At 42.4% G+C, this 13,406-nt stretch carries 9 protein-coding genes, 1 pseudogene and 1 riboswitch; of the genes and pseudogenes, 7 read left to right on the top strand and 3 right to left on the bottom strand.

Translation table 11 applies throughout. The features are described from left to right. Window positions 1–14 precede the first annotated feature (14 nt). Window positions 15–238: riboswitch (Lysine riboswitch) on the bottom strand. Between the two features lie 196 nt (window positions 239–434). Both L884_RS0114055 and L884_RS0114050 read right to left on the bottom strand, forming a co-directional pair. Continuing rightward, the gene (locus tag L884_RS0114055; RefSeq protein ID WP_028768091.1) at window positions 435–1,358 is read right to left on the bottom strand and encodes an electron transfer flavoprotein subunit alpha/FixB family protein; all 924 of its coding nucleotides are present in this window, start codon (window positions 1,356–1,358) and stop codon (window positions 435–437) included. Further along, window positions 1,358–2,107: an electron transfer flavoprotein subunit beta/FixA family protein gene (locus L884_RS0114050; RefSeq protein ID WP_028768090.1), complete on the bottom strand. Its 750-nt coding sequence runs from the start codon at window positions 2,105–2,107 to the stop codon at window positions 1,358–1,360. The genes L884_RS0114055 and L884_RS0114050 overlap by 1 nt, the downstream gene beginning before the upstream one ends. A gap of 353 nt (window positions 2,108–2,460) precedes the next feature. Between L884_RS0114050 and L884_RS22125 the strand changes: the two are divergent. From L884_RS22125 to L884_RS0114020, 6 genes and pseudogenes are all read left to right on the top strand, one after another. After that, window positions 2,461–2,867: pseudogene (locus tag L884_RS22125) on the top strand (H-NS histone family protein). Window positions 2,868–3,020: 153 nt separating this feature from the next. Further along, complete coding sequence (locus L884_RS0114040) at window positions 3,021–6,062, top strand: amidohydrolase family protein (RefSeq protein WP_028768089.1); 3,042 nt, start codon at window positions 3,021–3,023, stop codon at window positions 6,060–6,062. Window positions 6,063–6,070: 8 nt separating this feature from the next. Beyond that, on the top strand, window positions 6,071–7,423 hold the full coding sequence (locus L884_RS0114035) for an amidohydrolase family protein (protein ID WP_156925706.1): 1,353 nt from the start codon (window positions 6,071–6,073) through the stop codon (window positions 7,421–7,423). 118 nt (window positions 7,424–7,541) lie between these two features. Next, window positions 7,542–7,922: an Rcs stress response system protein RcsF gene (gene rcsF / locus L884_RS0114030; RefSeq protein ID WP_028768087.1), complete on the top strand. Its 381-nt coding sequence runs from the start codon at window positions 7,542–7,544 to the stop codon at window positions 7,920–7,922. A 29-nt stretch (window positions 7,923–7,951) separates the two neighbouring features. Then, entirely contained in the window at window positions 7,952–8,701 is a 750-nt protein-coding gene (tsaA, locus tag L884_RS0114025) for a tRNA (N6-threonylcarbamoyladenosine(37)-N6)-methyltransferase TrmO (protein ID WP_028768086.1), read from the top strand. 2 nt (window positions 8,702–8,703) lie between these two features. Then, window positions 8,704–9,348, top strand: a complete 645-nt coding sequence (locus L884_RS0114020; protein WP_037410979.1) for an acyltransferase — start codon at window positions 8,704–8,706, stop codon at window positions 9,346–9,348. A gap of 56 nt (window positions 9,349–9,404) precedes the next feature. Here L884_RS0114020 and L884_RS0114015 read toward each other — a convergent pair whose 3' ends face one another. Continuing rightward, the gene (locus L884_RS0114015; RefSeq protein ID WP_028768084.1) at window positions 9,405–11,282 is read right to left on the bottom strand and encodes a serine hydrolase domain-containing protein; all 1,878 of its coding nucleotides are present in this window, start codon (window positions 11,280–11,282) and stop codon (window positions 9,405–9,407) included. 408 nt (window positions 11,283–11,690) lie between these two features. Between L884_RS0114015 and L884_RS0114010 the strand changes: the two genes are divergently transcribed. Next, window positions 11,691–13,403 carry a proline--tRNA ligase gene (locus L884_RS0114010; RefSeq protein ID WP_028768083.1) on the top strand — a complete coding sequence of 571 codons (1,713 nt, stop codon included), beginning with the start codon at window positions 11,691–11,693 and terminating at the stop codon, window positions 13,401–13,403. Window positions 13,404–13,406 lie beyond the last annotated feature (3 nt).

Below are 13,406 nucleotides of genomic sequence, written 5' to 3'. Positions count from 1 at the left end.
CTGATTACACCTGTCCTATCAGTAGCGCTCCATAGCCATATTAATGGTTCGTCATTAATATAAAAATTTCTTATCTTCCAGATAAGAAAATACTATGGCAGTGCTGTCCCTATTCGATCACAGCCCCAGCAACTAGCCCCGATATGCTATGTCACTTCGGCATCAAATCCTTTCTCGATAGATCAGCGGCATCACCCTACTTATCGATACTAATATTTAATGCGCCTCTACTTCTCAGGACGCAATTTAAGACTGGCTCAAAAAGCGTGACGGACATAAAAACATAAGCGGCTTTAGAGATGCTACTCTAAAGCCGCTTATCGTGACACAGATCACGCACAATACCAAATGAACACCAAAGGCGTTAACCAGTTTAACACTAAATTTAAACAACTCACTGAGTTGCAGGGACTGCGCCTAACCCTGTGGTTTAATTAAAGCTGCTCTAAAAGCTGTGGTACCGCATCAAATAAATCAGCCTCAAGACCATAATCCGCTACTTGGAAAATGGGGGCTTCAGGATCTTTATTTATCGCGACAATCACCTTAGAGTCTTTCATACCTGCAAGGTGTTGAATCGCGCCAGAAATACCCACTGCGATGTAAAGATCTGGCGCAACAATTTTACCGGTTTGACCAACCTGTAAATCATTAGGAACAAAGCCAGCATCAACCGCTGCGCGAGAGGCGCCTAATGCCCCACCAAGCTTGTCAGCTAATTGCTCTAAAATAGCAAAGTTCTCACTGTTACCTAATGCACGACCACCAGATACAACAACTGAAGCACTACCAAGCTCTGGACGCTCTGACTCAGTCAAACTTTGTGTAACAAACTCAACTTGTGGGGCAATATCTTGTGATAACGTTACAAGCTCAGCACTGCCATCAAAAGCCACTGCATCAAATGCACTTGAACGTACAGTCATTACTTTCTTGTCATCTAAGCTCTGTACAGTAGCTAATGCATTACCTGCATATACTGGGCGTACAAAAGTGTCGCTGCTTACCACTTCAATCACTTCAGATAACTGAGAAACATCTAATAACGCAGCCACTCGTGGCAATACGTCTTTACCAAAGCTTGAAGCTGCCGCTAATACATGCTCGTAATCAGCTGCAATGGCTAGCATAAGATCTGAAACGTTTTCAGCAAGATGGTTGGCGTATGATGCACTATCTGCAACTAATACATTGCGCACACCACTCAGCTTTTGTGCCTCACTAGCAACGGCGCCACAATCTTGCCCCACTACTAATACATCAATTTCGCCGCCAATGGCTTGTCCGCATGCAACCACTTTTGCCGTATCAAGTTTTAAGCTGGCATTATCATGTTCTGCTAATACTAAAATCGCCATTAGATCACCTTCGCTTCATTTTTTAACTTTTCAACTAACTCAGCAACTGAGCTAACCATCACGCCACCGCTACGCTCCGCAGGAGGTGTCACTTTAATAACCTTTTGGTGTGATTTAAGTGTTACATCAAAGTCTGATGGCGTTAGTGATTCAAGCGGCTTACGCTTAGCTTTCATGATATTTGGTAGTTTGGCATAGCGAGGCTCGTTAAGGCGTAGATCCGCAGTTACTACCGCTGGTAAGCCTAAATTAACCGTTTGTAGGCCGCCATCGATCTCGCGGGTAACCACTAACTTGTCACCATCTAGCTTAACTTCTGATGCAAATGTCGCCTGAGGCATTTTACCTATAGCCGCTAACATTTGCCCTGTTTGGTTATTATCGCCATCAATAGATTGCTTACCAAGGATCACTAAGTCTGCTTGTTCTTTTTGTTGTACCGCATGGATAAGCTTAGCAATAGAAAGTGGTACCAGATCTTCATCAGTTTCAATATGAATCGCACGATCAGCACCTAGTGCTAAAGCGGTTCTCAATTGTTCTTGCGACGCTTTAGGTCCTATGCTTAACACGACAATTTCAGAGGCGCTACCGGCTTCTTTCAAACGAACGGCCTCTTCAACCGCAATTTCACAAAATGGGTTAATCGCCATTTTTAAGTTTGCGGTATCAACGCCGGTATTGTCAGCATTTACCCTGACTTTTACGTTGGCATCGACGACCCGTTTCACTGGCACCAATACTTTCATAGGGCTTCCTTCTTACGTCTCTTTTAATGATCAGGATTAAGCAATCACAGTCAAAATTTGATATAGCCTAGATTGCTAAAATTAAGCTCACTTTACGTGCTGTTAACGTTAACGTCAACTAACATTCAAACACCTGTTCACTCAAGTTGACACTACATAATGTTTGCTTGAATTAAACAGGCTGAAAACATTTATTAACCCAACATCATTTGTTCTGTTATTCAATTTAACTATTAATGGATATAAAATGAGAATATGTTTAATTCAAAAATATTATTTGATCCCTAAGCAAATAGTTTCTATTATTTAACGCAATAATGTAATTACCACCTTATTAATCGGAACTAAATAATATGAGCGATTTTCTTGAAATATTGACCCATGGTCGTCGTTTTAAGGCTGCAGTAAAAGAACTATCACTTAATGACTTAAAAGAACTGACTTAAAAGAACTGGCAGTAAAATTAGATAAAATTATTGAAGAAAAAGCTTCTCAAGAAGCCGAAGAGCAAGAAGCATTAGCTGAACGCAACGCTAAAATTGAAGAAATTCGCAAGCAAATGGAAGCTATTGGTTTATCTGTAGATGATATTGGTGGCGCAGCAATTAAAGCAGCTCCTAAAAAGCGTGCTCCTCGCCCACCTAAATACCAAATTGAAGTTGATGGTGAAATGGTACAGTGGACAGGTCAAGGCCGTATGCCAACAGTATTTAAAAATCAACTTGAACAAGGCAAGACAATGGAAGACTTCTTGATTTAATTTCAAGTCTCGCCATAAAAGCCCGCTTTATGCGGGCTTTTTAGTTTTTAGGTTAAATTTTCACATCGATAGTTACAAATACCGCTTAGTCTTTGTTAATAAGTTAGGATATGCTCTACACACTCCTGTTTATCTAACAATAATAAGTAGAATATGCGTAAACATATAATCAAAACCCCTATCGCAATACTAAGCTTGTTATGCACTCAAGCAGCTATTGCCAATGACCAGCTCACTGACAACACTCCACGGCTCACCGCACTAACCCATGCATCATTGATGCTATCGCCGGGAGAGATGATAGAAAACGCCACATTATTAATAGAAAATAATAAAATTAAGGCCATTGTTAAAGATAACGACATTCCCAAAAATGCGTTTGTGATTGATTTAACTGGCCACACCGTTTATCCGGGCTTTGTTGATCCTTTTACTGATTATGCCATTGAGTATGAACCTGTTATTGAGGATAAGTCGGGACCTGTATATGAAATTAAACGCATTGGTGGCAATGCTAGTAATGGCGCTATCCACTCTGAAAAGCAGTGGTTCAATTATGTCTATCCAGATAAAAAACAGGCAAAAGAGTGGATAGACAACGGATTTACCAGTGTCCAATCGAGTTATTTAGACGGTATATTTCGCGGACAGGGCGTCACCTTATCTTTAGCCGATAAAAAAGCTAACGATGTTATATATAAAGCAGCCACCAGCCAGTTTATGGCATTTAACAAAGGTTCATCTATTCAAGATTACCCGCAATCTTTAATGGGAAGTATGGCATTAATTAGACAAACCTTTGCTGACGCCAACTGGTATAACGCCAACAAGGGTAAGGCTTCTAACTCAAATAATACTGTTGAGTTTAATATCGCTTTAGAGCGGCTCAATGATCTAAATAAACAAAGCTTCATCTTTGACACCAAGAATTTAAATAATCAACTCCGTGCTGCAAGACTTTTAAATGAACATGAACTTAATGGCAGCTTATTAGGTAATGGTCGAGAGTATGCTAGATTATCCGAATTAAAAAACTACCCATTCAGCCTAGTACTTCCGCTTAATTATCCAGCGGCACCAGAGATTATTGATGGAGATAGCGAGCGCGAAGTTAGCCTAGCAGCCTTAAGACACTGGGAACGTGCACCTAGCAATCTATCTATGGTGGCAAATGCCGACATTCCGTTTGCTTTAACTCAACATGGTATTGATTCTGATAAATTCTGGCCACGACTAAAATTAGCAATTAAACGTGGCTTATCAGAACAAACCGCATTAGCAGCTTTAACAACAGAAGCAGCAGAAATATCCGGTATTGGTAATCTTGCTGGTAAAATCAAGCCTGGCTATATGGCGGACTTAGTCGTAACTGATGGCAATATTTTTGCTGACGGCAAAATTGTCAGCATCTGGTTGCAAGGTGAAGAGCAACAATTAATTAATCGTGATAGAGCCTTGCTTGATAATCTTTATCAACTGCAAATTGCCGATCTCAGCTTAGATCTAAAGATTAATCAAACAACTCCACTTAGCGGTACGTTATCGAGCGGCGAGCAAGAGGTCACACTAGCAAACCTGAACTATCAATCCGGTCGCCTAACCTTTAGTGCCGATCTGTCTGAGGCTGGTTTTGAAGGCATTAGTCGCTTTACCATTTGGCTAGATAACCAAGGTGTTAGAGGCACAATGCTAGATGCACACAATCAAGCATTACCGTTTGGCGGCCTCAAGTTAGCCAATGAGGTTGAGGATGAACAAACTCAACAACCTAATTCTATTGATACGTTGATTTCACAACAGACTTCACCGAATGTAGCTTATGGCCTTAAGGCGCAACCTAAACTCGATAAAGTACACATTAAAAATGCCACTATCTGGACTTCTGATAAAGCTGGCGTGCTAGAAAATAGCGACTTAATTATCGCCCGCGGTCAGATTAAAGAGATTGGCAAAAACCTAAGAACTCCTTCTGGCTACAGCGTCATTGACGCAACCGGTAAACATCTTACCGCCGGCATTATTGACGAGCACTCGCATATTGCCCTTAACGGTGGAACAAACGAAGGCACAGACGCTATCACCTCGGAAGTGCGCATAGGCGACATTATTAATCCAGATGATATTGCAATTTACCGTAGCCTAGCCGGTGGTGTAACCACAGCACAATTGCTGCACGGTAGCGCCAATCCAATAGGCGGCCAAGCACAAGTGATTCAGCTCAAATGGGGCGATAATGCTGAGCAGATGAAGTTTGCTGACGCTCCTGCCAGTATTAAGTTTGCACTCGGTGAAAACGTTAAACAGAGCAACTGGGGCGATGACTATAATCGCCGCTTCCCTCAAAGCCGGATCGGGGTAAAGTCTCTGTTTAGCGAAGCCTTTAACGAAGCACTAGCTTACCGTAAGGCTCAAGAAGACTACAAAAAAATGCGTTCTAGTGAACGCCGACGCACTGTAGCGCCGCAATACAACTACCGTTTAGAGGCGATAGCTGAAGTATTAGAGCAAAGTCGCACCATTCATATTCACTCTTATGTGCAGTCTGAGATCTTAATGTTTTTACGTCTTGCTGAAGCCTATAACTTCAAGGTCGGCACCTTTACTCACATTCTTGAAGGCTACAAAGTTGCCGATGAGATGGCTAAACATGGCGCACACGCCTCTACTTTCTCTGATTGGTGGGCGTATAAATTTGAAGTGTATGATGCTATCCCACAAAACACCTGTTTAATGCACAACAATGGCGTACTCACCAGTATTAATTCTGATGACTATGAAATGCAGCGCCGGTTAAATCAAGAAGCGGCAAAGTCTATGATGTATTGCGGTATGTCTGCTGTTGATGCGTGGAATATGATCACCATCAATCCAGCAATTCAATTAGGTATTGCCGACAAAGTTGGCTCCCTTGTGGAAGATAAACAAGCAGATATTGTTCTATGGGACAGCAACCCTCTTTCTGTTTACGCCAAAGTTGAATCAACATGGATTGAAGGCCGCCGTTACTTTGATCGCGAGCAAGATAAGCGTGCACAAGCTAGCGTAGCAACAGAGCGCGCCGCTTTGATTCAAAAAGTCCTGCTCAGCGACGATGAACATAAACAAGGGGAAACACCGATAGATCTCATGGAGCCTGAATGGCACTGCGACACTCACTATAATGCTTGGCAACAGACTGCTAAAGGAGCGCTGTAATGAAATCAATGACCTCTTTTAAGCAAGTAACAGCCCTGCTGTGTTTACCAATAAGCTTTATGGCAAGTAGCCATGACATGTTGCCTGCAGCTCCTCAAAGCCAAGCAGTACTGTTTACTAATGCAACGGTACATACTGTGACAAATGGCGTGTTAGAACAAAGTGATGTACTCGTCGCTAATGGTGAAGTTATCGCTGTTGGTCAAGATCTTGATAAACAGGAACAAGTTAACAGCAATAACGCCACTGGTAGCGAACTCACTCAAGCCGCAAAAGCGGACTATTTAGCTGAGTTAGAGACAGCGCACATAATCGATGCTAGCGGCAAACATTTGTACCCAGGGTTAATTGCCCTAGATACCACCATGGGTTTAGTTGAAGTTGAAATGATGCGCCCAAGTAACGACGCCTATGAGGTCGGTTTTATCAACCCACAATTAGAGGCGATTACGGCATTTAATCCTGATTCGGAAATTATCCCCACAGTTAGAGTGAATGGTATTACTCACGCGCAAGTTGTGCCGCAAGGCGACGGACTAGCGGGACAATCGGCATTAGTCTCAATGGATAGCTGGACCATTGAAGATGCATTGGTTGAGTCTGATAAGCAGTTTCACCTTTATTGGCCTCACGTACGTTGGCTATCTACCGATGAAGATAAGCGCAAAGAGCAGCTGGCAGATTTAGAACGTCGTATCGACAAGGTGTTCAATGCTTTTGCTGACGGTAAACGTTACCTACTCGCTCAACAAGCGGGTAAAGTTGAAAAAATCGATCTTCGCTGGCAAGCACTAGCACCACTTTATGAAGGCAAAGGCCAACTCTTTATCCACGCCCAATCACAACAACAAATTGAACAAGCGATAGCGCTTGCTAAGCTGTACAATTTTAATATCGTGATTGTGGGTGGCTACGATGCTTGGCGCGTAGCCAGTGCATTGGCTGAAGTGAATGCTAAAGTCATTTATACCCAAACCTTAGCACTACCAAAGCGTAAAGATGAGCCAATTGATCTTGCCTTTAAGATCCCTGCGCTACTCAAACAAGCTCAGGTGCCTTTTGCATTAGGTTTCTCATCCGATTGGAATAGTCGTAATTTGCCTTTTGCTGCAGGGCAAAGTGTTGCCTACGGATTAACCAAAGATGAGGCATTGCAAAGTATTACTTTAGATGCAGCAAAAGTATTGGGTATTGATAATATGGGAGCGATTGCTCCCGGCTATAAAGCGAATATTATTTTAGCAACTGGCGATATTTTAGATCCTATGCAAGCTGGAATAGAGTCTATCTATATTGATGGCCGCAAAATTGATTTGAATAATCGTCATCAACAGCTTTATCAAAAGTACCTAAAGCGCTAGAATTTCTAACTTAAAGCGCTACAACAGCCTAACCGTAAAAAGTGCTCTTAATGAGCACTTTTTTATTTGCCACAAAATGTGGATTACCATTACTTCAATAATAAAATAGGCCTGCACCATGAAAAACTTACTTTTGTCTGCAGTCATCATCGCTGTTAGCGGCTGTGCTGGTGACTACACCTTTAATAGTAACCTTGATAGCGATGCCATTAATGATTACTTCAAGGCGTCTGATGTCACCGTTTATGAAGGCACATTACAGCCTGTAGGCCCTTTTGAGATAAAAGGCTTAGTTGAAGGTGAAACCTGTCAGATTGCAGATAATGATGCGCCCGCATCAATTGCCGAGGCTCGCACTCTTGCTCGCCGAGCAGCAGCAGACAAGCAAGCCAATGGGTTAGTCATCAAGAACTGCTTATTTATTGAAGAGGCCAGCCAAAACTGTGTTAGCCGCGCAATTTGCATTGGCCAAGCGATTGTAACCACCAACCAACAGTAATCACTTTTACTATTTTAGAAGTAACCTAAATGTCTTTTAATAGCCAAATTCAAGCCGTCGCGTATTGCCGAACTCCCTATAAACAAAAGTTTGGTATTCCCAGACAACCAGGGCTGGTTAGTGCTGCCCGCGGCTTTGTTGAATTAGCGCCGCCTTTTAATCAAATAGATGCTGTTAGAGGCTTAGAGCAATACTCGCATTTGTGGCTACTGTTTTGCTTTCATGAAAACTTAGCTGCGGGCTGGAAAACCACGGTAAGACCACCAAGGCTTGGCGGTAATGAAAAGCTGGGTGTGTTTGCAACCCGCTCAACATTCAGACCTAACGGTATCGGCCAGTCTGTGGTTAAACTGCATGCTGTGCACAATCATAACGGTAAAGTGAGTCTTGAGATCTCTGGCATGGACTTACTCGATGGTACGCCGATTATTGATATCAAACCTTATATTCCGTTTTCTGATGCCATTGCAAATGCGCAAGGTGGGATTGCCCAAGAAGCGCCAGTTTTAGCGAATGTTTACTTTAACGAGCAGGCAAAGTCACAACTTGAACTGTACCAGAGCAATCCAGCTTACCCTCGCCTACAGGCACTTATTGAAGGGGTATTAGCCCAAGATCCACGACCAGCCTATAAAAAAGCTAAGGAAGATCCAAAGCTATACCAAGTGGCATTATACGATTTGGATATTCTTTGGATTGTCACGGCTGCAGGTATTGAAGTCATAGAATTAAGAGCTTCTACCATTGGCCAAAAGCTGACTTCACAGGCCCATGACTAACTATGCCAGCCTCAAACATGTCTGCTAATTTGCAAGCTAAACCTGACTACCGCACTCAGCATAAAAAGCGCTTGTCTTATATGCCGTGGTTATACTTTTCACTTAAAGACAAACATCTTGAGTGGGCCAAACCTTGGCAGGATGAGGTACAAGCACATTTTTGCGCCGTTGAAACAATAACCATAGGTGAACGCAGTTTTGTTGCCCCAGAAGCGAATTTATTTGCCGAACCTGGACGTAATATTTCTATTGGTGCCCAATGTATGATTGCCGCAGACAGCTTCTTACATGGACCCATTACTATGGGTAATGAAGTGGCGATCAACCATGGGTGCTCTCTCGATGGTGGGCGTCATGGGATCACCATAGGCAATCAAACTCGCATTGCTAATAACGTCACCATTTATGCCTTTAACCATGGTATGGCACCCGATACACCTATTTACCAACAAGCATCAAACTCCAAAGGCGTGGTCATAGGTGAAGACGTGTGGATTGGCGCTCAAGCAGGCATAGTTGATGGCGTGACCATAGGCAATCATGCAGTGATTGGCATGGGCGCTATCGTAACTAAAGATGTGGCCGATTACGCTATTGTTGCCGGTAACCCAGCTCGAGTCATTGGTGATAGGCGTGATAAAGCCTAAGCGAGTCAAAATAAAAGCCGCGTGAATAGCGCGGCTTTTAAATTTATAACTAACCACTACGCCCAGGTTTGTAAGCCAATAATACCAAACCAAGCTAAATAGCAGCCAACCAATAAATGAATAAAAGATGCTAGGCTGCAATACCAATAATTCACTTTATTCATCTCGCTTGCCTTTGCAGTTAACGCGACATACACACCTAGAACCGCAAACACAAAGAAGGTGATACTTGAAATAAGAATACCAACAGAAACGTAAGTAACCGCACCCAACAATTTAAATGGATCAGCACCACCTAGCTGAAACATCACCATAAAATACAACAAAGATAAGCTGGCCAATAAAGGCCACAATCTAATCAACAGTGATTTTCCGGTAATTTGCCTACCCATAAATTTACGAACACCCCATACAAGAGCATAAAGTAAACTGCTGACATTTATGACTAGCCAAAGCGCTAAGACAGCAAATTGACCAAACACGACCACTGCACTTACAGGTTTATAGACTGATGAACCTGAATGGAAAACTGGTCCAGCTATAGGATCTTCAACAAATGCAAGATTGAATTCACCTGACTCTGTAGATTTAAACAACACTTCTGATGCCGCGAAATATTCTTTAGGTTCTCCACCTAAAAGATTACTGCGCACAAGTTTATTATCGTGAATTTCAAATTTATAAATATTGAGCACTCGCTCAAGAAAGTGGGTCAATTGCATGCGCGAGTTAATAGGATAGTAATAACCTTCTAACCTTTTCATTGACTCAGTGATGTCCATGTCTGCATTTATCTGCTTAATCGCCAAATCTTGAGTTTCAAACGCTCTAATAAGCCCGACAATCTTATTCATTGCCTTGCCGTTATCTGAGTTTATCATCACAACATGGCCTTTATTGGCTTCAGGCAAATACTCGAGTTTAGAAATACCGCCATTTACCCCGCCATCGTGCCCACGGTAAACCCACTGTTTGTAAGGAGTCGTATAATTACTCAACCCATATCCGGCTGTTTGGCCCGCTTGCGCCCCCGGAGTTGAAGTCACCTGCTCCATTCTTGAAAACGAAGCTGCTGAAATTAAAGCCTGACCGTCTACATTTCCCCTGTTAATAAAAAATTTCAACAGCTTTGCCATATCATTTGCTGAAGCATTAATCGAGCCTGACGGACGCATAATAATGTGCCAATACTCTTGCTCTTTTCCGTTGGAATATAACGTCGCTCCTTTATTTTTAACATCATCGGTTTGAAAATAAGTCATTGTTTCCACGCCTATAGGTGTAAAAAAATTATCAGCAACATAATCTTCAAAAACTTGCCCTGAGATCTTTTCAACTATCAAAGCCGCAACTGGAGGACCTGCATTACAATAAGCCATTCGACTACCCGGCTTCCAGCGTGAAACTCGAGAGTGGGGGTGATAATCCAAACCTTGTTTGAGTGTTGCAGGCTTAGGATCATTGTGTGCATACTCAACAATATGAATGTCATCCCAACCAGTCGTATGCTCTAATAAATGAACCACGCGAACAGGATCTGATGCCTCCCATTGATTAGTAAAAACAAAATTTGGCAACAAATCCGCAAGCTTATCATCGAGAGATAACTTTCCCTCTTCTACCAATTTCAGTATTGATAATGAGACAAACATTTTAGATGTAGAGCCAATACGAAATAGAGTATCACTGTCTGCGGGAGTTTGATTAGCGATATTGGCAAGCCCTAATGCCTCTACCCAAACAGGGCCATCTTTGTCTACCATAGCGATCGATACAGCTGGTAACTGTTCTGCTTCAACAATGTCACTAATTGCTATCTTTAATTCAGATAAGGTCGTTGGTGTTGTGTCTATCTTAACTTTTTGCTGCGGAGTTTCTGCTAACAATTGATGCGACCATAAGATTGCGATCAATGTAAATAAAACACGCTTCATAATTAATCCTTTATATGAGCTTATTTTGCTAATGCGACAACATCCCTGATTCTTTACAACAAAGAACAACATTAACGTGATTAAATTAAAACCATACAAATAGTTACATATTGCTACAATATTAGCTACAAAAGTAATATCTACTCTTTATGCTGTACATTTCTTCCTTTACAAAACTCTTTCAAGACTATTTCACTTCTGCTCAAGCTGACAAATTCAAATAGCTATATTTAATGAACAGCTAAAACTTTGTTCCAAGAAGCCTTAACTTTGCCTACTAGCAGCAGCTATCGTGGCCTCAAAAACAGGCAAAACGAATAAAATAGGGAAATAGCCTCAATCCGTAGGTGACAGAACCTCTACAAGTGATAAAATAGCGCCCATTCAACTCAAATTTGGACACCGGTAATGCGCGTAAGCAAGTACCTGCTATCAACTCAAAAAGAAACTCCTGCCAATGCAGAAGTCATTAGTCATCAATTAATGTTACGTGCGGGTATGATCCGTCGTAACGCATCAGGCTTATACAGCTGGTTGCCGTCAGGTTTACGTGTTCTACGTAAAATCGAAGCTATTGTTCGTGAAGAGATGAACAAAGCTGGCGCAGTTGAAATTCTGATGCCTATGGTTCAACCTGCAGATCTTTGGGTTGAAACTGGTCGCTTCGAAAAGTTTGGCCCAGAACTACTTCGTTTCCAAGACCGTCACAACCGTGACTTTGTACTTGGTCCAACTCACGAAGAAGTGATCACAGACATTATTCGTAAAGAAGTCAGCTCTTATAAGCAATTACCGCTAAACCTTTACCAAATTCAAACCAAATTCCGTGACGAAGTTCGTCCACGTTTTGGTGTAATGCGTTCACGTGAGTTCTTGATGAAAGATGCCTACTCTTTCCATATCGATCAAGAAACCATGGATGAAACTTATGACGCAATGTTCAAAGCGTATTGCAACATTCTTGAGCGTCTAGGTTTAGCTTTCCGCCCTGTAATGGCTGATACAGGCTCAATCGGCGGTAGCTTATCTCATGAATTCCACGTATTGGCTAACAGTGGTGAAGACTTAATCGCTTACTCAACTGAAAGTGATTACGCAGCAAACATTGAAAAATGTGAAGCGCCAATGCCAACTGAAACTCGTCAAGCTGCTAGCAGCGAAATGACATTAGTTGACACACCAAATGCAAAAACTATTGCAGAACTTGTTGAACAACACGGTATTGCGATTGAAAAAACCGTTAAGACACTAATCGTTAAGGGTGCAACTGAAGAAGCGCCATTAGTGGCTATCGTTATCCGTGGCGACCACGAACTAAACGAAGTGAAAGCTGAAAAGCTAGATGCAGTATTAGCACCATTTGAATTTGCTGATGAAGCCGCTATTCGTGCTGCAGTAGGTGCTGGCACGGGTTCTATTGGCCCTGTAGGTCTAAACATGCCAGTATTTGTTGACCATAGCGTGAGCATCATGAGCGACTTCGGCGCTGGTGCAAACCAAGATGGTAAACACTACTTTGGCATCAACTGGGAGCGCGATCTTCCAGAAGCACCTGCATTCGATCTACGTAACATCATTGAAGGTGAGCCTAGCCCATGTGGTAAAGGCACTATCGCCCTGCTTCGTGGTATCGAAGTTGGCCATATTTTCCAATTAGGCACTAACTACTCAGAAGCAATGAACGCTAGCGTGCTTGACCAAAACGGTAAAGCGCAAACCTTGCTGATGGGTTGCTACGGTGTCGGTGTTAGCCGTATGGTGGCTGCCGCAATCGAGCAAAACCACGACGACCGCGGTATTATCTGGCCAGATGCGATTGCGCCGTTCACTGTTGGTATTTTACCAATGAACATGCACAAATCTCATCGCGTTAAAGATATCGCAGAGAAACTATATCAAGACCTAAACGATGCCGGTATTGAAGTGATGTTTGACGATCGTAAAGAGCGTCCAGGCGTCATGTTTGCAGATATGGAACTCGTTGGTATTCCGCATGTAGTGGTTGTTGGCGATCGTAACATCGACAACGGCATGTTCGAATACAAGAACCGTCGTACTGGTGAGAAGCAAGATATTCCACTAGACCAAATCGTTGAGTTCTTAAAAGCACAACAAGCTTAAACG

Origin of the sequence: Shewanella fidelis ATCC BAA-318, assembly GCF_000518605.1 — a bacterium.
GTDB classification, from domain to species: Bacteria; Pseudomonadota; Gammaproteobacteria; order Enterobacterales; family Shewanellaceae; genus Shewanella; species Shewanella fidelis.
Note: the sequence above shows the minus strand (reverse complement) of the source record. Positions and strands in the feature narration are given on the sequence as shown.

What these genes read in the sequence shown, in the direction of transcription:
- L884_RS0114055 (WP_028768091.1), bottom strand. Translation starts at nt 1,358, where the DNA reads ATGGCGATTTTAGTATTAGCAGAACATGATAATGCCAGCTTAAAACTT.
- L884_RS0114050 (WP_028768090.1), bottom strand. Translation starts at nt 2,107, where the DNA reads ATGAAAGTATTGGTGCCAGTGAAACGGGTCGTCGATGCCAACGTAAAA.
- L884_RS0114040 (WP_028768089.1), top strand. Translation starts at nt 3,021, where the DNA reads ATGCGTAAACATATAATCAAAACCCCTATCGCAATACTAAGCTTGTTA.
- L884_RS0114035 (WP_156925706.1), top strand. Translation starts at nt 6,071, where the DNA reads ATGACCTCTTTTAAGCAAGTAACAGCCCTGCTGTGTTTACCAATAAGC.
- rcsF (WP_028768087.1), top strand. Translation starts at nt 7,542, where the DNA reads ATGAAAAACTTACTTTTGTCTGCAGTCATCATCGCTGTTAGCGGCTGT.
- tsaA (WP_028768086.1), top strand. Translation starts at nt 7,952, where the DNA reads ATGTCTTTTAATAGCCAAATTCAAGCCGTCGCGTATTGCCGAACTCCC.
- L884_RS0114020 (WP_037410979.1), top strand. Translation starts at nt 8,704, where the DNA reads ATGCCAGCCTCAAACATGTCTGCTAATTTGCAAGCTAAACCTGACTAC.
- L884_RS0114015 (WP_028768084.1), bottom strand. Translation starts at nt 11,282, where the DNA reads ATGAAGCGTGTTTTATTTACATTGATCGCAATCTTATGGTCGCATCAA.
- L884_RS0114010 (WP_028768083.1), top strand. Translation starts at nt 11,691, where the DNA reads ATGCGCGTAAGCAAGTACCTGCTATCAACTCAAAAAGAAACTCCTGCC.